This is a genomic window from Parabacteroides sp. AF21-43 (assembly GCF_003635435.1).
Taxonomy (GTDB): domain Bacteria; phylum Bacteroidota; class Bacteroidia; order Bacteroidales; family Tannerellaceae; genus Parabacteroides; species Parabacteroides distasonis.
The window spans coordinates 141,851-160,279 of sequence record NZ_QTMG01000009.1 but is presented as its reverse complement, the minus strand read 5'-3'; the positions used below and the strand labels follow the sequence as shown (position 1 = coordinate 160,279).

The following is an 18,429-nucleotide window of genomic DNA, read 5'->3' as shown; positions in this document are numbered from 1 at the left end:
CGCTGAAGAGCTTAGTTGCGGATTTGAGGTTTATCTAAATCTGCCGCAAAAGTAGGCGTAATATGTGCGAGTATAGTGGAAGGTCTTATGAAGTGTTTGTGAATAAAATGTTGCAAAGCTGTTGCAGCCTTACTGCAACGCACGTGCAGTGTTACTGCGACAGGCGTGCAGTAACATTGCAATGTGGGTTGCAGTAATCAGAAATCAAAGTATCGTTTAGCGTTGTTGTAACTGATGTCCTCCACCATCTGTCCAATGAAGGAAAACTCGGAGGCGGGCAATAAGCCTTTCTCTATCTCATTGCCTAGCATATTACAAAGGATCCGGCGGAAATACTCATGACGGGGATATGACAGGAAGCTACGGGAATCTGTCAGCATACCGACGAAACGGCTTAAAAGCCCGAGGCTGGAAAGCGCATTTAATTGATCTTCCATACCTTTGATCTGATCGAGGAACCACCAAGCCGCTCCATATTGCATCTTCCCGGGTACACTGCCGTCGTTGAAATTGTAGGCATTGGCTACCATCAACTCAGTGTCGCGGGGATTCAGGTTGTAAACGATCGTTTTCGCTAACAGCCCTTCTTGATCTAAACGGCTGAAAAAGCGGTTCATGGAAACAGCTACCGGCTGATCATCGATAGCGTCGAAACCTGTGTCTGCTCCTAATAACTTGAACATCCGTTTGTTATTATTCCGATTTGCGCCGATATGGAATTGTTGTACCCATCCACTCCGGGCATCCATCACCGCCAATTCGTATAGCAATGCCGAACGGTATTTGCGAACTTCCTGCTCCGTGAGCGATTTACCCATACGAGCCTTGAGGAAGATCACCTCAATCTCCTGCTCGGTATAAGGTTCGGCATAGAAAGTATCCAACCCGTGGTCCGATAACCGGCACCCTTGGGCGGCGAAGAAATCATGTCGTTTTTGTAAAGCCTCCAATAAATGCTTGTAGGTGAGGATGGTCTTATCGGCGGCGGCCTCCAGCTTGGACAAATAGTCATTTAGCGCCTTGATATTATCGATAGCGAGTACCTTGTCCGGTCGCCATGCCGGATATACACGGGTGTGGCATCCGTTTGAACGTATTTTTTGATGGAATTCCAATGAGTCTATAGGATCGTCGGTCGTACAAACGATCTCTACGTTCATCCGTTTCATGATGTCTTGCGCACGATATTCGGGGGTACGTAGTTTATCCGTACAAGTCGCATAGATTTCCTCGGCGGAAGCCGGATTCAAGACTTTATGGATTCCGAATATACGGCTAAGCTCCAGATGCGTCCAATGATAAAGCGGATTTCGCATCGTGTAAGGCATCGTCTCGGCCCATTTAAGGAATTTCTCGTAAGGAGATTTATCTCCGGTGATATATTCCTCGGGAATACCGTTCGCTCTCATCGCCCGCCATTTGTAATGGTCTCCGCCCAGCCATATCTCCGTAAGATCCTCGAATTGGTGATTCTCCGCTATTTGCCGGGGATCCAGATGGCAATGGTAATCAATGATGGGCATCTTCGCCGCATGCTCGTGATATAACTCACGGGCCGTGTCGGTCTGGAGCAAGAAATCTTGATCTAAAAAGCTTTTCATACTTGGCGATACTTTTGAATGATAGATAAGGCGTCGCGGCATAAATCGGTAATGGATTGCCAATCGTTTCCCGCTATCGCTTCTTTGGGAAAGAGTTTGGATCCCATTCCTACGCAGGTCACGCCGGCCTTGAACCAAGCGGATAGATTCTCCTCTGTCGGCTCCACGGCACCGGTCGCCATGATTAGGGTCCATGGCATGGGCGCCTTTATGTTCTTGACAAATGAGGGACCTCCTACATTTCCGGCGGGGAATATCTTGCAAAGGTCGCAACCTGTTTCTTGGGCAAAGCCGATCTCGGATACGGAACCGCAGCCGGGCGTATAAGGGATGAGGCGACGGTTACATATCTTCGCTATCTCCGGGTTAAACAGCGGACCGACTACGAAGTTTGCCCCTAGCTGTATGAATAAGGCGGCTGTGGCCGGGTCTACGATAGAACCTACGCCCAATACTAATTCCGGACATTCCTTGGCGGCGTATTTTACCAGCTCGCCAAATACCTCGTGGGCGAAATCTCCCCGGTTAGTAAACTCGAAGGCTCTGACGCCTCCCTCGTAACAGGCTTTTACAACTTGTTTTGCGATCTCTACCTCTTTATTATAATAGACGGGCACCATTCCGGTTTGGATGATAGCCTGTAATGTTTGTATTTTATTGAATCGAGCCATATTGGGAATTAAAAATTGAAAATTGAGAATTGAAAATTAGCGGGAGACACGACCGGAGGTGTCGCCGGACATGAGTTTTTCTACTTCCTCTACGGTTACTTGATTGAAGTCTCCGTAGATCGTGTGTTTCAGGCAGGAAGCCGCTACCGCAAAGTCCAAGGCTTTCTGGTCGTCACCGGGGTAGGAGAGCAAACCGTAAATAAGGCCTCCCATAAAAGAATCGCCTCCACCTACACGATCTACGATATGGGTGATGTCATACCGGCGGGATTCGTACAACCGGTTGTCGGCGTATAGCACTCCGCCCCATGTGTTATGATTGGCATTGATGGAGCCTCTTAGCGTGATGATAACTTTCCGGGCACGTGGGAAGCGAGCCATTAATTGGGTACATACCGACTGGAAAGAAGCGGCGTGTACCTCGCCTTCCGTGGCGGCAGCGTCGAAACCTTCGGGCTTGATACCGAAGACTTTCTCGGCATCTTCCTCGTTTCCTAGGATGATATCGCATCCGGCTACTAGTTCCGGCATGACCTCATGGGCTGTCTTACCGTATTTCCAGAGATTTTTCCGGTAGTTGAGGTCGCAGGATACCGTGATGCCCAATCGGTTTGCCGCCTGTATCGCTTCCAAGCATACGTTGGCGGCACCTTCGGATATGGCTGGCGTGATACCTGTCCAGTGAAACCAAGAGGCATCTTTGAATACCTCGTCCCAATCGATCATCCCCGGTTGGATCTCGGCGATGGAAGAATGAGCCCGGTCATATACCACCTTGCTGGCACGAGCGACCGCTCCGGTCTCCAGAAAATAAATGCCTAACCGTTCCCCTCCGTAAATGATCTTGGATGTTCCGATACCCTGTTTGCGTAATTCCATAACGCAGGCACGGGCGATGTCATTTTTGGGTAAACGGGTTACAAACTCAGTCTCTATGCCATAGTTGGCGAGTGAGGCGGCGACATTCGCTTCCCCTCCGCCAAAAGTAGCGTTGAACTGATTGGCTTGGCAAAAGCGTAAATAGTCCGGAGTAGCCAGCCTAAGCATGATCTCTCCGAAAGTTATGACTTTCTTACTCATGGTGGTATAGTATTATGTTTTTCGCAAATGTAAGGGTTTATTTCGAATAATGTATAGCGTGTGTGCGAAAACATAGGCTTTTTTATTCCACCTCCCGGACAAAACGCCCGATTTCGAAAGGAGTCTTAGGGGCGCTAACACTGGTGTAGAAAGGAAGCAGGTATTTGACAAAGCCTTCTTCTACCTCTAAATTGGGAAATCCTAGTTTATAGATACCAAAGCGAGAATCATAATCCTTGATCGAATCTTCTCGAAGTTCTGTATACCGATGGGATAAATAGTCTGGTTCATAGTGCCAAATATTTAATGTGACCTATTGACAAAGATACGATAAGTTTCTTGATTTAGGATATAGAGTCCGGAAAAACAAAAAAGCCGCTAGTCCCAATATGGATGCGGCTTTTTTTGCTCCTCAATGAAACAATCTCACGATTCCCCCCTTGCAAAGACTTGTTAACCTTAGATCTAAAATACTATGAAAAAAACTCGATGCAAATATAAAGGGTTTTATAATATGCGTCAATAGTATTTGTAACATTTTATTGTAAAAATATCGCAAATAGGTTTCAATTTGATATATATCAAGCTTGTTATTCTGAAATTCCGTACTTTTTAGGAATATTATTCATAATTTCGAATAATTCGTTAACAGTCTCCGCACGTAGCATGGCGATCCGTGTTTGCTTGAAATCGGTAATACCTTTGAAGAGCGGAGTAGCTGCCAGATGACGACGAATATGTAAGATTCCCCTACGTTCGTCCAATCGTTCCACGCTTTGCTCCACTTGTTTTTTTAGGATATCCAGATACCAAGAGAAAGGCTCTTGCGGCAATAATTCCCCGGTCGTAAGATAGTGTTTTACCTCCCGGAAGATCCAAGGGCGGCCTATGCTAGCCCTACCGATCATTACGGCGTCTACGCCATAGTCCTCGAAACGCTGCTTGCATATCTCGGCGGAAGTCACGTCGCCATTCCCGATGATAGGGATTTGCATGCGAGGGTTATTTTTTACGGCACCGATCAAGGTCCAATCCGCCTCGCCCGTGTACATTTGCGCCCGTGTACGTCCGTGGATGGAGAGGGCGGCGATACCGCAATCCTGTAGTTGCTCGGCCAGATCCACGATAACACGGTTGTCGGCATCCCATCCTAAACGGGTTTTCACGGTGACGGGGATGTTCACGGCTTTCACTACTTCTTTCGTGATTTCCAGCATCAACGGGATATTGCGTAGCATACCGGCCCCGGCTCCCTTGCCTGCTACTTTCTTTACGGGGCAACCAAAGTTTATGTCTAAAATATCCGGACGAGCTTCCTCGCAAATACGTGCGGCCTCTACCATCGAGGCTACGTCCTTACCGTAAATCTGGATAGCGACCGGACGCTCATCATCGGAGACATTTAGTTTTTGCTGTGTTTTGTTCACACTGCGGATCAACGCGTCGCTCGATACGAACTCCGTATATACCATGTCCGCCCCGAAGCTTTTGCACATCAAACGAAACGAGATATCCGTCACGTCCTCCATAGGCGCCAAGAATACCGGACGCTCCCCTAAATCTATTGAACCAATCTTCATACCTTCTGTTTGCTAACTAAATAGAGATTACAAAAGTACTTCTTTTTGGGGAATAATTTTTACATCTCGTAAGATGATCGGTGGATGGAACAGGCGTTTTTAATAATCCGGATCATTTATGATATATTGATAGAGCTCGGATTGCCCCGCTTTATTTAGGATCTTGTGCTTCTCCAACTGGAACTATTCTTTCATGATGGGATGGAGGGTTTGTGCTTATAAGAAATCTTCTCAAATATTATTCGTACCTTTGCAAAAAGAAGTTACGAAAAGAGTGTAATTTATTGAAAATGAGCGTAGGTTAATTGCTCTTGATAGTAATAGGTTACGATTTAGTTAGTTATCTACTGCATTATCCTTCTGCGCGTCGCGTAACCTTCAAAGAACTCTTTGTATGCAAAAGTAGCTATTTTATCCGAGATTTTGATATAAACTCCCGGATTTTTTATCACCTCATTCATTAGTTTTTCCGTAAAAGCGGTATTGTTCGTCGGAACACCATTGCCCAAAACGAGTTTAGAACAAACGTGTGCCGACTACCGCATAGCCAGAGAAAAGGGCATTGCCTCACGCCTAAACGATGTTTAGACTGATGAAGCAATGCCCCTTTCTTTTGCGTCTATGCCAAGAGGTGCTTTTACGGGCTACCAGATGATTTTTCTTTTTTAGCTGTTTTTTGTGCCGGAAGCGGAAAGTGAATGCAGAGAGTGTCAGCCTGCCCCATAAATGAAACAAGCGGCCACACACAGCGGGCAATCCGGGAAGAATGATTGTTGCCACCCGGCTGGACAAGTCCCGTCGGATCGGAAAACAATCATACTCCCTTTGTTGTGGTTTGCCCTTTTCACGCTTCCGGTGATGTCTTTTTCCTTTTGGTGATTCCTTTTTTACGGATTTTCCCCTGAAGTTTTTTCTACCCAATCTGCCTCTGGTTTCGTTTACCTCCATTTTGCGCCTTTCAGTGAGCCGCATCAGTCAGTCATTTTCGTTCAGGGCGCAAAGGTAATTCCGGGATTGGACGGGAAAGCAAGGTCAAGCCTCCTGTTTTCTGCGGAAATCTCCAGCCCTTCGGGTAGTATTTCCCCGAAAAACCTTGCATTCCCTAATCCCTACCTTTTCAAGCACCCGAAACGAAAACGACCGATGCGACAGAAAGACGCATAAAAAAAATGTCGGATAAACGAGAGGCAGATAAGATAGTTTGAAACTCAACTCCCTCAGCTCTTGAATCCGCATAAAAAACAAAAAAATCAAAAACAGCGAAGATATGACGGCAACGGCAAATTTCAGACAAGTGGCGCAATACATCGGGTTGGCGATATGCGGCTTGATGATGCGCACCGCCTTCGGGGTGTTCGGCATCCTTTGGGACATCATCAGAGAGATTATAAACGGAGTGTTCCGAGTGGCGATAGGTGTAATCGTGGCTATCCTTTCCACCATTGCCTACTTCGGCTTCATCCTTTGGTTATTCACCCTTTAACCCTTACCGACATGGCAAAGAGAAACAGCAAGACGGTAGCGCAGCAGTGCAGATATTACGAGGTGGACAACATCTTCGTGTATATGGTGGAAACGTACATCAACGGTAATTTTGAAACTTTCCGAAGATTGTACCACGAACTGAACAAGGACACACGGAGGGACTTCATGGACTTCCTTCTCAGCGAGGTAGAGCCGACCTATTGGAGAGAGAGACTTAAACAGACAATCTAAAAACGACAGCGATATGAAAGGAACAGACCATTTCAAAAGAACGATACAAATGTATCTGGAACAGCGGGCGGAGGAAGATACGCTCTTTGCGAAGAAGTACCGCAACCCTGCCAAAAACATAGACGAGTGCGTGACCCACATTCTGAACTATGTGCAGAAAAGCGGTTGCAGCGGCTTCACGGACGGAGAGATATTCGGGCAAGCCATCCACTACTATGAGGAAAACGAGATAGAGGTGGGCAAACCTATGAACTGCCAAGTGGTGGTGAACCATGTTGTGGAACTCACGGAAGAGGAAAAGGCGGAGGCACGTCAGAACGCAGCTCGCAGATACCAAGAGGAGGAACTCCGCAAGTTGCAAAACCGCAACAGACCGCCAGCGAGAAAAGTAACCCAATCCCAACCCTCATTATTTGATTTAGGCTTATGAAACCGAAGACCAAGATACAGAAAAAGGTGGCAAGACTTTCAGCCAACCTTCGCCCCATATCAGCGACACAAATAGATTGGGCATACCGCCACTGTATTGAACATATCGGCTACCGCACCAAGAAAGGGAACATTACCTGCTCCGACTGCGGTCACGAGTGGTACAGCAACAGCGTACTGTGCGACACCCTTGAAGGCTGTACCTGCCCCAAATGCTATGCCAAACTCAAAGTGCAGGACACACGCAAACGTATCTACAAGGAAACGCAGTATTTCAGCGTGATAACCACCTGCAAAGGCTATCAGGTAATCCGTGTGGCGCAGGTCAGATGCGAGAGCAGGAAAGGCGAGCCGATGCACTTCTATTGCCACGAGGTTGTGCAGCGTTGGATTTCACCCGACGGTAAGGTTACGGACATGGCGTTGCTCCGTGGCTTCACATTCTATTACTGCGATGTATGGGCATTGTGCAGCGCGATGGAGATAAGACCGCACAACAGCCTATACGATGATGTTGTGGCAAGAAGCTGTGCATATCCTAAGATGAGGGTATTACCCCAACTCAGACGCAACGGCTTCAAGGGCGATTTCCACGGCATTTCCCCCGTGCGTCTTTTCAAAGCCTTGCTTTCAGACCCAAGAATTGAAACCCTTATGAAAGGCGATGAGATTGAGGTCATGAAACACTTTCTTTTCAATGCCCGTACTGCCGATGAATGCTGGGCATCATATCTGATTGCCAAGCGTCACAAGTATCGGATAGACAACTTCTCCATGTGGTGCGACTATCTGCGTATGCTCAACAAACTCGGTCAAGACCTCCGCAACCCGAAGAACATCTGCCCCGAAGATTTCATGGCGGCACACGACAACGCAACTCGAAAGATTGAAGCCATACACGAGAAGGAACGGGCCGAACAACGCCGCCGCTGGGAGATTGAAAGGCGTGAGCGTGAACAACAGCGGCAACTGCAAAGGGAAAAAGATGCGGAGGATTTCATTGCCAACAAATCCAAATTCTTCGGATTGGTAATCACTGACGAGGAAATAATCGTCAAGGTACTTGAAAGCATAGACGAGTATTACAGCGAGGGCAAGGCACAGAACATCTGCGTGTTCGGCAGTGAATACTACAAGAAAGCCGACACCCTCATACTCTCGGCAAGGATTGGCGGTGAGATAATTGAAACCGTAGAGGTGGATTTGCGGACACTCAAGGTGGTGCAGTGCCACGGCAAGTACAACCAAGACACCGAATACCACGAGCGCATCATAGACCTTGTGAACAAGAACGCCAACCTTATCCGTGAGCGGATGAAAGCGGCATAGCATAAACCCTAAAACAACATTGATATGGAAGTAAGAATCGAAAGCATGATTTGTGTGTGGGACGATAAAATCCCCACCTTGTTCCTTGAATTTGTAAATCTCCTCACTCTCTCAACAAGTGAGGAGGGATTAAGAAAGAGCGTAAAGGAGTTTGCCGAGAAGCACGAACTTGACAAGTTTTTCCTTTACGGCTTCGGCTCTCACCATTTCTACCTGCACCAACGCTACACGAGCAACCCCGAAATAGTGATGAAGAACAGAGTTCTGTCAGTACATTTTTAATCATCTAAAAAGCAACATTATGGCAACACGAATGACCATCAACGGAGTAAGCACCTGTACGGAAGCAGGGACGGAGAAATATGAGCGTTTCCAATCGGGTATCGGCAGACGCAAGCGGACACTTGTGCAGTACGACTACCGCCATACGGACGGAGAACTGTTCACTTGTGTCAAACCCACATTGGACGAGTGCCGAACCGCAAGGAACAAGTGGCTGAACGCAAAGCAGGGAAAGGAGGGCAACCGATGAACACGACCTATCAAACGCTGATAGTCAAATTCAGCGAACCTATCGCGGCATTGGACGGTATCTTTGACGATGCCCAAGCGTGGGGAACGGACACCCTCAAAGGGTGGATAGATGATTACGAAAGCACACGTTTCACCGCCACCGACAGCCATACGGCAGTCATCACGAGCGAGTACAATATGGAGTGTGTGAAGGAGTGGCTGCAACGGCAGACACCCATTGCCGAGATGCGAGAATTTTGAACAAGTTGGCGGTGTCCGCACCGCCAGCACTTAAAACCCTAAAAACAACGAATATGATAGCACAGACGATATTACAGCAGATAGGTGGAAAACGCTTTACCGCCATGACAGGTAGCCGAGATTACATCAATATGGGCAACGGCTTACGGATGAGCCTTGCAAGGAACAAGACAAGTGCCAACCGCCTTGACATCATCTATGATGCGGGGGCAGATCTCTACAATATGCGCTTCTACCGCAGGACATTCAGCAAAAAGACATTCGAGTGCAGGACGAAGGACATTGCCGTACACGAGGGTATCTATTTTGATATGCTGGAGGAAATGTTCACGATGGTGACGGGACTTTACACACGCTTTTAAGAAGAGGAACGGGCGGTAAAATCGCCGCCCGCTACTTTTGTCAGTGAGCAGTGGGCGGCACAAAAGTAGCAAAAAGCCCAAGTTCCAATCTGTGATACAATTTACAAAAACAAGTTTTAATCATGGAAGCAATCAGACAGAACGGAAAAATCATCTTGCACAGCAACGACGGCATAAGCATAAAGATGATTTTCAGAAACCTTACGGGAAGGAATTTTCAAGGTCAGGAGTATGCGGACTATATTAGCCACATCGCAATTGGGAGCATGGGGTTTACGCCCGGTAGCATTGAGCATTGCAGGGACGGTGGCGTGATAGACACGGGAACAATCCCGAATGTATGAAAAGCGGAAAATCCAATGAAGTTGGCGGCTTCATCGGATTTTTCCGAAATAATCATTAAGTATTTTAATTTTGAAATGTTTTTTGTAAGAATGTTAGTAGTTTAGACATATCTTCCTTTCGATATATCATTTCACAAACTTTTTGAACAAATACATTTTCTTCTATTCCTTGTTCTTTTAAGTTTTTAATGAGGTAATTATAAAACGCCTTGTCGTCATTCTTTTTGATTAAACTATCCACCACTTCTTTTAGTGATTTAACTTTGAAAAAACGGTCACCTATTTCCTTGAAAAAATCAGCATCTTTATTTACAATAATTTTTTCATGTAGGTATTTTTCCAAACTATGTATTGGCAGAAAATTTATTGTTAAATTAGTATATAATCCCTTTTGCTTATATAGTTGTTCAAAATCCGGTTTTACATCACCATCAAGAACACTTAATACTTTTGTTCCAACCCCTGCTAAATTTGACTTACAAATATCATCTTGCATTTTTAACACATTCTCCCAACCACCACTTGGTAGAATATTAATCAATTTACTTTTATACAAGGCATTTTCATCAATTATATTCTCCAATATATATTTAGCCAACACATCCTCTACTAAAATAAGAAAATCGTATCCCGAATGTTGATAAATATCTCGTGTTGCATATGATGGATAACATGGATTTACAATAGCGATATTATCCAACTCCTTTTGTAAATGAAAAATATTTGAAGGCTTTATTTTCCTAAGTAATTCTATTGAATGACTTGAAAAATATATAGCAAGATTATACTCTGTAGCCAATTTTTGCAAAAAATCAACTAACCTCATGATTGCAGATGGATGCAATGCTAATTCAATTTCATCTATCAATATAAGCCGTACATCTTCAGACTTTGCAGGGCGAACAATGACAACATTCAACATATGCAATAAGCTAATCAACATATTTTCTCCTGCACTCATACAAAACTGATTAACTATTCCATTAGTTCCTTCAATGAAATATGGAATTCCTTTGAACGCTTTAAGTTGTGCTAATGTTCTATTTTTAATGCGTTTAAGATTTGTATAGAAATCATAATTTCCATGCAAAATATAACTTAAATTGCGCGAAACAAACGAATCTGCATCAGTTAAAATTGTATTATTAACTCTTTCAGCTTTTAGTAATGTATCATAATTTGCATCTATAAAACGCATTCCATGTATTATGCTACCTTCATAAAAACCTTTTAGAGATATTATATCAGTTGAACTACAACTCCATCCTCTACTGGCTTTTGTCCAAGAATTTTCTTTTCCATCATAGGATATTGTGATTTTACTATTAGATGAATAATCATGAGGTTGAAAAACATTGAATGCAGAGTTACGTACAACCTTAGAAATGACTGTCATGATAGTACTTTTGCCTGTTCCATTAGCTCCAGTTATAGCATAAAGTCCTGTTTCTATTGGTAGATTTAACTCAATATTATTGATGTTCTTTAATTGTTCTATTTTTATATTTAATTTATTATTCATAATTGTTCTGTCTTTGGACGCAAAATTAGGCATTTTATACTGAATGACAAAATGTTATCATAAAATAATACAACTAAAGTAATATTGAGGTGATACATAATTACCCCTGCTCTTGAATTATAAAACAGAGGTAATTATTTTTTTTACGAATTTTGCATCAATCACGGGATATACAGCAGCGCAAACTCCACCTTTCTCCGTGTGAGCAGCATGGCATGGCGTTTTCCCTTGTAACTGCAAAAAGCAATATATTCATGGTAGATGTTCCTGTCGCCAGCCTCCAACTTCTTTATCAAGGTGCTTTTGGGGATTGTCTTGCTACCCAAAAGCCGGTATGGACCCACGTTGTAGGCAAGCGTGGCGAGTAAAAGGCTGTCTTTCCCGAACTGCCGGAACATCGCGCAGAACTTCCGCAAGTCTTTCCGCAGAAGCACGTCCGCCTGCCGCTTCGTCATGGTTCGTGCCGAATATCTTTCGTCCGGCAGAATTTTGTGACCCCAACCCACGTATGGGTGGTGTTTTTCCGAGTGCCAGCCCTCAAAATATTTCGTGCAGCACACCGCCCTCTCGAAAAGTGGCAAACGGTAGATTGCCGCCTGCCCGTCCATTCCCTCTCGGCGGCTGATCCGTGCGGACACGGAACAGACCGCCATAAGCGAACAGAGCATTACCATGAATACACGCATCATTTCAGCAAGGGGCTGAAGTTGCCGATGGGAACGATGGTCAAACCGTCATCCTTTACATTCCGGTTGTTGAAGTCAAATTCCAGCTCGAAGGAGTTGCCGAAGTTGTCCTCCACCACCACAATAAAGTTGTGCGCCTCTTCGCCCTCCGCCGTGTAGTACAGGCGGAACTTTTCGTTCTCCAGCAGGTAGCGGTCGTTGGGCAGGAAGGTGATGCCGTTATCCATTTTCAACTTTCCTTCTCCCTCAAACTGAAAATAGCGGATGGTATAAAGCGTGTTAGCGAAGTCGCCCTCCTTTTTCAGTTCACAGCGGATTTCCACCGTCTGCCCCTTTGTCACCTTGTTCGGCACGGGCATGACCTCCACCGTGAAGGGATAGGACTGTTGGATGTCCATGTCGTCATCGCACGACACGAGGGTGAATGACACAGCGGCTATCAGGCATAACGCCACCACCTTAAAGATGTTTGTACTCTTGTTTCTGTTGTTCAGTATGTTCATTGTTCTTCGATTTTTAGATGATTGTTTTTCTGTTTTTTCGTTGTCCGTTGCAGGTACTCATTCAAGTCCTTGCAACCGTCATAGAGGGAGGAACGGTCGGCGACACGCGCCCCATACCGTTTGGCAAGAGCGTCAAGCGTCCGCCGTCCGGCTTCGTCACGGTCAAGGAAGCATCCGATGCGCCCGTAGCCGTCCAGCAATTCCGCCGCCTTCTCCACGTTGGCGACAGAGTTCAGAACAAGGCAGTCAGCGTTACCGGTTACGCCAAGCGTCACAGCGGAGAGAAAGTCCATGAAGCCCTCAAACACGAGGCACTCGTCAGCCGGGATTTCCTTCGTCCTTGCCAAAGACACATCTTTTGGCGGGATGCACCCCTTGAAAAATCGGCTTCGGACTTCATATCCACCTGCCATATTCAGGAAACCGACAGCAAAATACCGTTTTCCACGCACACTGTAGTTCAGACGGCAACAGTGACGGGATGTGATGGCGATGGGTATGCCACGTTCCGCCAGATAGTCCGTCAACGGTGAGCGAAGTAACGGAGCGACCTCCACATCCTCAAAGACGGGTTCGGTCGGCTTCGGGAGATAGGCGGGCTTTTCCCATCCGGCAACCGTCATATTGGCGGCTTCCGCTATGAACTTCGCTTGCTTCATGAAGTCATCGCTTTGCAGAAACTCCCCGGCAAGCGTGAAGATGTCGCCGCCCTTGCCCAAACCGAAGTCGTACCAGAGCTGTTTCGCCACGTTCACACGGAAAGAGGGTGTGCGCTCGCCCCTGTACGGGGCAAGATACCACAGCTCGTTACTGCTCCTTCTAACAGGCTCATGCCCCAGCCGTGCGAGAAAATCCGTAAGCGGCATCCTTCTGACAGCATCTATTTCCGTCCTTTCCATGCCCGTGTCAGTTGATGATGAACTTGATACCGACCCCGAACTGCGTGTGAAACTTCCGCGTGTCGCCACCCCAAAGGCAACGCTCCCGCAGATTGGCAAGCAGGGCTATACGGTCTGCCACGTAGCATTCCACATCGAGCGTCAGCGCGCCGCCGTAGATGAAGGCGTCCCGGTCGTGCAGCGTAGAACCGTCATGCAGCACCTTCGTTCCCCAGTTCACCGACTCATATCCGGCAAGAGCCGAAGCCCCGGCATAGACGAACACGATTTTTCGAGCGTCCGACAGTATCTTGAAGTAATAGCCGCCCTCCGCCGTGAACTGCGCCACGGGTATCTTGGTGTTCTTGTAAGGATTGTTTTTCAGGAGGTATTCGCCACCGAACACCCACTTGTTTCCCCTCTTCGTGTAGGTGGAAAGAGACGCCCCGAAACTGTAGCCGCCGTCCTTGCCACCGGGATTGAAACCGTCCGCCATGTCCGCCCTTACCTCGATGCCATGCATCTTCGGCAGACACCGCTGGGCGTGCGCCTGCCCCGTGAAAAGGGCAAGCGACGCGATGATTATTGCGATGTATTTTCTCATGGTCAGCGCACTTGAAGTTCGTTAATGGTGCTGGCTCGTACCAAATCCTCGTTCTCAATCACGAAGGACTGGTGACGGCCGCCGTTCTTCTCGTTCAGCTCCACCACGAGGCACTTGTCGTCGGGGATGGTGAACTTCGCCATCGTGAAGACCGTGCGCTCACTTTTTTTGCCCGGCACGAGAGTGGCGTAGTTCTGCGCACGGAGCGGCAGAATGATCTGCTCCTGCACGGCGGTACGTTTCGCCACCTTCTTGTCCACGATTTTCCAAGTGATGTAGTCCACATCGAAAGGCACGTTGCTCTGGTTCTTTATCTCCGTGTGGAAGTAGAGTAAGCCGTTGTGCGTGTAGATGCCTTTCAACAGGTATTGGATGCCGAAACGCTTGCAGCCGATATGCTTCACCTCGCGCTTGTTCTGTTTGTGGATGGACTTCATGATAAGGCGCACCAGCATCGGGCTTTCGCTGCCCAGCTCTTTCAGATAGATTTCCTGCGCATTGTTCGGGCGGTTCACCGTACTGCCGTCATGGATGAAATCGCACATCTCCACGTTGAGTAACAGCGGTTCGGCGGCGTACTTCACGTTGAAGGTGTAGAAACTGCCGTCCTCCGTGATGACGGACATATTCGTTTCGTTGGGAAAATTTCTCACGGTAGCCTTCACGCGGATGACGTTCTCCGCTCCGTCGGCTTTCCCGGCAATCAGGTCGGGCGAGCCTAAATCGACATAGCGCACCTCCGCCGGAAAAATGACGTGGACGGTCTTGTCATAGGTCACTTCCAGTCCGTGCGGCGGTATCATGCGGTCGAAGGTCAGCTTGCGCGACAGACCGTGATACAGGTCGCCGTCCGCCTCCTTCTGCGGATAGACCTCCTTCGTCAAGGTCGGCTGTTCACTTCCTTTGGTCGTTTCAACGGTTACATTCTCCTGCGCGTTGGCAGTTGCGATGCCCATAGCGAGGGCAAACATGATGATTACTTTTCTCATTACTTTTGGATTTTAGTGGTAAATGTTTTTTTGATTGATTGTTGTTTTCAGTCCTTTTCCTGATAGAGCATGACCCTGTACCCGGCTTTCAGATGCACCTTTACGGTTCGCATCTTCTTGGCGATGTACTGGCTCGTGCCTTGTATCAGCCCCTTGCCCAAATCGGAGGCGAGCTGCGCCCCGGCATTGGTGGAGATGTTGATGCTGCTCCCTAACGAGCCGCCCATGTTGGCGGCGACCTCCCTGACGGCGTTCATCTCCATCGAGTTCGGGATGAAGATACCGGGCTGTCCGTCCGTGTCATAGACCGCAAGCTCCACCGGGATAATCGTGCCATCGTATTCCAGCGAGGTGACCTCGATGTCGAGCCGCTCACCCTGTATCTTGCCCGTGCCGACCACCACTGCATTGCGTGGGATTGTTCTGCCCGCCACCGCCATAGGCTCCAGCAGGCGCAACCTTACCGTCTGTCCGTCCGTCACGCTCTGCGCACCATGCACACATGCCGGGATGGTATTCCGGTCCGATACCTCTGTAGTGCCGACAGCCGTGTTGAACCCCCGGTTGCGCTCCTGCGAGAAGGTGGCGACAAACTCCGCGTTGCTCATGGGCTGTGCAAGGGAGGAAACGACTTGGCGGGTCACTTGCCTTACGGGTGTCGCCGTGTTCTTCTTTCCCTTCTGCACGGTGGAAGGCTCTGCCGCCTGTTCCGGCTTTCCTCCGTTCTGACCGCCCATGTACTTTGCCGCCAGCTCATAGGACTTCTCCATAAGTGCCACCTGTTCGTCCATAGATGAAGTCCTGCCCTTCTCGCTTTCCAGTTCCGACTCCAGCGAGGCGATGCGCTCCAACAGCTCATCCATCTCGGCATTGTCGTTCTTCGGCTGTTCGTAGAAGTTGCCGAGGGTGGCGTTCAGGTCACGGTAGGCGGCTGCGGAGGATTGGATGGTCTGCGGCGTGGCGGGCTGTGCCTTTTCCTCTTTGCCGCCCGGATTGGCGAGGTCGAAGTCCGTCCCGTCCTCCGTTCCAGCTATCTCGCGGTCGAACATGTCGCCCAGCTGCCCGATGGCACGGTTGCGGCTCTCCAGACGCTCTTCCATCTCCCCATGCTCGTAGGCTTTCAACTTGTCGCCGATAATCTGCCGGTTCGCCTTGTCCGCGTCGGGCATCTCGGTGTTGTATCCGTCTGTTCCCGGCTGTTGCTCCTTGCCGGAGGACGGGGCGAATATCAGCCACATCGCCCCGATGAACACCAGCACCATAGCGGGCAGGACTATCATCTTCTGCCGTTTCAGCCGCTGCGCCTCGGTCAGCGGTTCGCGCCCCTTTTTCGGCTTTCCCGTGTCGGGAGCGGCTTTGTTCTCTTTCGTCGGTTCATTCTTCGTCTGTTCCATATAAATAAGGTGTTAAGTGATTGTCAGTTTCCACCGGGGTCGGCAGTTCCACCCGTCCGGCGTGTCCCGTTTCCATGCGTAAGCCGTCGTTCCTGCCGATGTCATAGACGGCTCTGCCGAAGGTGTAGAGGGCAAGCACCGCGAAGGCGGCGAGCATCCCCAGTACGATGCGGCGGCGTGTTTCCGGCGGCAAACCGTCCAGATACCCTTTGAGCCTTGCCACCAGCCGTTTCCGTTTGTCGTGGAGCTTCCAGTACACGCCCCACATTGTTTTTCTGATACTTTTTACTTTCCGTTTCATAATCCGTTACCGTTTGATAGTCTGTAAATCCTTATTCTCGATGATGGTGAAACCCTCGATGGTGAAGCCGTTGGGATTGTCGTCCGACCGTGATGCGTTCAGCAGGCGGCAGGTGGTCACGAGGCTGCGCTCGGTGACGTTGCTTTGCCGGATGATTTTCTGCGTGGCGTAGGTCACGGCTCGGTAGGGATAGGCGTTGAAGTCACACACCACGCTGTCCACCTTCAACACTTGGTTGATGTTTCCGGCGATGATGCGGTTGTAGTACCCCTTCTCGGCGAAGTCCGAATAATAGTGGTACACGCTCTTGTCTGCCAGCAGCAAGGCACGTTTTACGTTGTGTTCAATCGCGCTTTTTTCAGGTGACAGCGTGAAGAAAAGCTCGTGGAAGCGGCGCACATGCTCCCGTGCCTCCGCTGGACGGTTCTGCGACAGATCCTGCGACAGCGCAAGCATCAGCGACTTGCCGTTGTCCAACACATAGATTTTCTCCCGTTGCTTCTCCGCGAAACGGTAGGAGTTCCACACGCTCCACACCGTCACCACGGTGCACAGCGAGAGGAAGACGATACCGAACAGGCGTATCTGCCTGAACGATGATTCGATGTTTTTAAGTGACTTAAATTCCATTGTTGTTTATTCGTTTTTAATTGTCAGTTGATTATTTCAGCAGTTTCCCGGCACGTCCGACCACGTTTCCTGCGGCTGCACCCGCCACGCTGCCCGCCATGCTTCCGGCTCGTCCCGCCATCTGGTTCACGTTGCGACCGTAACCGCCCATGCCTCCGGCTTGGATAATCCAGCCGGCAACGGTGGGAATGGTGAAGTATCCGATGATGCCGATGCAGAGGAACACGATATACACCCCGTCGCTCGAATCCAGCGAGAAGTTCGGGTCTGCCTGCATCCGCTCGATGTCGCTTTGCAGCATCAGCACCTGTATCTTCGCCAGTATGGTGCTGAACATGTCCGACACCGGAAGCCACAGATAGACCTGTATGTAGCGGCATATCCACTGCGTGAGCGTGCTTTGGAAACCGTCCCATACCGACAGGGCGAAGGCTATCGGACCGAGTATCGCCAGCACCACGAGAAAGAAGGTGCGGACGGTGTCTATCACGAGGGCGGCGGCTTGGAACAGCAGTTCCAGTATCTCGCGGAAGAAGTCGCGGATACTCTTCTTCATGTTGTACATTCCCCGGTCGATATACATTCCCGCCATCGTCACCATGTCGGAGGGCGACCAGCCGAGTTCCTCCAGTTGCTTGTCAAATTCCTCGTTGGACACGAGGTAGGCGGTTTCGGGGTTGCGTACCATCGCCTCGTATTCCAGCTTGTCCTTCTGCTCCCGGTATCGGTTCATGTCCAGCGTTTCCGCCTCCAGCATCTTTGCCGTGCCCTGTACGACGGGTGAGAGGATGCTGTTTATCGTGCCCAGCACCACAGTCGGGAAGAACATGATGCACAGACCGATGGCAAAAGGACGGAGCATCGGGAATACGTCTATCGGTTCGGCTCTCGCCAGCGACTGCCATACCCGGTAGGCGACGTAGAACAGCGCACCCAGCCCGGCGATGCCTTTCGCCACACCCGCCATGTCCCCACATAGCGGCATCATCTGCTCATAAAGTGAGCGTAAAATCTGATGAAGGTTATCGAACTCCAT

The 18,429-nt window shown here is 48.8% G+C and carries 23 protein-coding genes and 2 pseudogenes; 9 read left to right on the top strand and 16 right to left on the bottom strand.

What is annotated here, in order from left to right:
• Nucleotides 1-197: 197 nt before the first annotated feature.
• From uxaC to DWX84_RS22170, 6 genes and pseudogenes are all read right to left on the bottom strand, one after another.
• Nucleotides 198-1,601: a glucuronate isomerase gene (uxaC, locus tag DWX84_RS08935; RefSeq protein ID WP_048927013.1), complete on the bottom strand. Its 1,404-nt coding sequence runs from the start codon at nucleotides 1,599-1,601 to the stop codon at nucleotides 198-200.
• Nucleotides 1,598-2,272, bottom strand: coding sequence for a bifunctional 4-hydroxy-2-oxoglutarate aldolase/2-dehydro-3-deoxy-phosphogluconate aldolase (locus tag DWX84_RS08930; protein WP_005860016.1), 675 nt, complete (start codon nucleotides 2,270-2,272; stop codon nucleotides 1,598-1,600). Before DWX84_RS08930 ends, uxaC begins: the two co-directional genes overlap by 4 nt.
• A 36-nt stretch (nucleotides 2,273-2,308) precedes the next feature.
• Entirely contained in the window at nucleotides 2,309-3,352 is a 1,044-nt protein-coding gene (locus tag DWX84_RS08925; protein ID WP_005863435.1) for a sugar kinase, read from the bottom strand.
• Nucleotides 3,353-3,440: 88 nt separating this feature from the next.
• A pseudogene (locus DWX84_RS08920) lies at nucleotides 3,441-3,596 on the bottom strand (AAA family ATPase); the annotation flags it as partial.
• A 346-nt stretch (nucleotides 3,597-3,942) separates the two neighbouring features.
• A complete protein-coding gene (dusB, locus tag DWX84_RS08915) occupies nucleotides 3,943-4,932 on the bottom strand; it encodes a tRNA dihydrouridine synthase DusB (RefSeq protein WP_057326091.1) in 990 nt (329 codons plus the stop codon).
• A 411-nt stretch (nucleotides 4,933-5,343) separates the two neighbouring features.
• Nucleotides 5,344-5,533, bottom strand: a pseudogene (locus tag DWX84_RS22170) (hypothetical protein).
• Between the two features lie 666 nt (nucleotides 5,534-6,199).
• Between DWX84_RS22170 and DWX84_RS08890 the strand changes: the two are divergent.
• The 9 genes from DWX84_RS08890 to DWX84_RS08850 all read left to right on the top strand — a co-directional run bounded on the left by DWX84_RS08890 (nucleotide 6,200) and on the right by DWX84_RS08850 (nucleotide 9,886).
• A complete protein-coding gene (locus tag DWX84_RS08890) occupies nucleotides 6,200-6,415 on the top strand; it encodes a hypothetical protein (RefSeq protein WP_002560959.1) in 216 nt (71 codons plus the stop codon).
• Between the two features lie 11 nt (nucleotides 6,416-6,426).
• A complete protein-coding gene (locus DWX84_RS08885; RefSeq protein WP_002560960.1) occupies nucleotides 6,427-6,648 on the top strand; it encodes a hypothetical protein in 222 nt (73 codons plus the stop codon).
• A 13-nt stretch (nucleotides 6,649-6,661) separates the two neighbouring features.
• The gene (locus DWX84_RS08880) at nucleotides 6,662-7,078 is read left to right on the top strand and encodes a PcfK-like family protein (RefSeq protein WP_002560961.1); all 417 of its coding nucleotides are present in this window, start codon (nucleotides 6,662-6,664) and stop codon (nucleotides 7,076-7,078) included.
• Entirely contained in the window at nucleotides 7,075-8,406 is a 1,332-nt protein-coding gene (locus tag DWX84_RS08875; protein ID WP_002560962.1) for a PcfJ domain-containing protein, read from the top strand. Before DWX84_RS08880 ends, DWX84_RS08875 begins: the two co-directional genes overlap by 4 nt.
• Nucleotides 8,407-8,430: 24 nt before the next feature.
• Nucleotides 8,431-8,688, top strand: a complete 258-nt coding sequence (locus DWX84_RS08870; RefSeq protein ID WP_002560963.1) for a hypothetical protein — start codon at nucleotides 8,431-8,433, stop codon at nucleotides 8,686-8,688.
• Between the two features lie 19 nt (nucleotides 8,689-8,707).
• Complete coding sequence (locus DWX84_RS08865) at nucleotides 8,708-8,938, top strand: DUF3873 domain-containing protein (RefSeq protein WP_002560964.1); 231 nt, start codon at nucleotides 8,708-8,710, stop codon at nucleotides 8,936-8,938.
• The gene (locus DWX84_RS08860) at nucleotides 8,878-9,180 is read left to right on the top strand and encodes a hypothetical protein (RefSeq protein ID WP_306425397.1); all 303 of its coding nucleotides are present in this window, start codon (nucleotides 8,878-8,880) and stop codon (nucleotides 9,178-9,180) included. The genes DWX84_RS08865 and DWX84_RS08860 overlap by 61 nt, the downstream gene beginning before the upstream one ends.
• A 53-nt stretch (nucleotides 9,181-9,233) precedes the next feature.
• The gene (locus DWX84_RS08855; protein WP_002560966.1) at nucleotides 9,234-9,542 is read left to right on the top strand and encodes a hypothetical protein; all 309 of its coding nucleotides are present in this window, start codon (nucleotides 9,234-9,236) and stop codon (nucleotides 9,540-9,542) included.
• Nucleotides 9,543-9,664: 122 nt separating this feature from the next.
• Nucleotides 9,665-9,886 carry a hypothetical protein gene (locus DWX84_RS08850; RefSeq protein ID WP_004356138.1) on the top strand — a complete coding sequence of 74 codons (222 nt, stop codon included), beginning with the start codon at nucleotides 9,665-9,667 and terminating at the stop codon, nucleotides 9,884-9,886.
• Nucleotides 9,887-9,950: 64 nt separating this feature from the next.
• Here the strand turns inward: DWX84_RS08850 and DWX84_RS08845 are convergent, their stop codons facing one another.
• The 10 genes from DWX84_RS08845 to traJ form a co-directional block, all read right to left on the bottom strand.
• Complete coding sequence (locus tag DWX84_RS08845) at nucleotides 9,951-11,408, bottom strand: ATP-dependent endonuclease (RefSeq protein ID WP_002560968.1); 1,458 nt, start codon at nucleotides 11,406-11,408, stop codon at nucleotides 9,951-9,953.
• Nucleotides 11,409-11,569: 161 nt separating this feature from the next.
• The gene (locus DWX84_RS08840; RefSeq protein ID WP_002560969.1) at nucleotides 11,570-12,097 is read right to left on the bottom strand and encodes a hypothetical protein; all 528 of its coding nucleotides are present in this window, start codon (nucleotides 12,095-12,097) and stop codon (nucleotides 11,570-11,572) included.
• Nucleotides 12,094-12,597: a DUF3872 domain-containing protein gene (locus tag DWX84_RS08835; protein WP_002560970.1), complete on the bottom strand. Its 504-nt coding sequence runs from the start codon at nucleotides 12,595-12,597 to the stop codon at nucleotides 12,094-12,096. The genes DWX84_RS08840 and DWX84_RS08835 overlap by 4 nt, the downstream gene beginning before the upstream one ends.
• A complete protein-coding gene (locus DWX84_RS08830) occupies nucleotides 12,594-13,496 on the bottom strand; it encodes a toprim domain-containing protein (protein ID WP_002560971.1) in 903 nt (300 codons plus the stop codon). Before DWX84_RS08830 ends, DWX84_RS08835 begins: the two co-directional genes overlap by 4 nt.
• A 7-nt stretch (nucleotides 13,497-13,503) precedes the next feature.
• The gene (locus DWX84_RS08825; protein WP_008764729.1) at nucleotides 13,504-14,079 is read right to left on the bottom strand and encodes a conjugal transfer protein TraO; all 576 of its coding nucleotides are present in this window, start codon (nucleotides 14,077-14,079) and stop codon (nucleotides 13,504-13,506) included.
• Nucleotides 14,080-14,081: 2 nt separating this feature from the next.
• Complete coding sequence (gene traN, locus DWX84_RS08820) at nucleotides 14,082-15,068, bottom strand: conjugative transposon protein TraN (RefSeq protein ID WP_002560973.1); 987 nt, start codon at nucleotides 15,066-15,068, stop codon at nucleotides 14,082-14,084.
• A gap of 47 nt (nucleotides 15,069-15,115) precedes the next feature.
• Nucleotides 15,116-16,462, bottom strand: coding sequence for a conjugative transposon protein TraM (traM, locus tag DWX84_RS08815; RefSeq protein WP_002560974.1), 1,347 nt, complete (start codon nucleotides 16,460-16,462; stop codon nucleotides 15,116-15,118).
• On the bottom strand, nucleotides 16,443-16,730 hold the full coding sequence (locus tag DWX84_RS08810) for a TraL conjugative transposon family protein (RefSeq protein ID WP_002560975.1): 288 nt from the start codon (nucleotides 16,728-16,730) through the stop codon (nucleotides 16,443-16,445). Before DWX84_RS08810 ends, traM begins: the two co-directional genes overlap by 20 nt.
• Before the next feature lie 39 nt (nucleotides 16,731-16,769).
• Entirely contained in the window at nucleotides 16,770-17,393 is a 624-nt protein-coding gene (gene traK, locus DWX84_RS08805) for a conjugative transposon protein TraK (protein WP_002560976.1), read from the bottom strand.
• 31 nt (nucleotides 17,394-17,424) lie between these two features.
• Nucleotides 17,425-18,429 carry a conjugative transposon protein TraJ gene (traJ, locus tag DWX84_RS08800; RefSeq protein ID WP_002560977.1) on the bottom strand — a complete coding sequence of 335 codons (1,005 nt, stop codon included), beginning with the start codon at nucleotides 18,427-18,429 and terminating at the stop codon, nucleotides 17,425-17,427.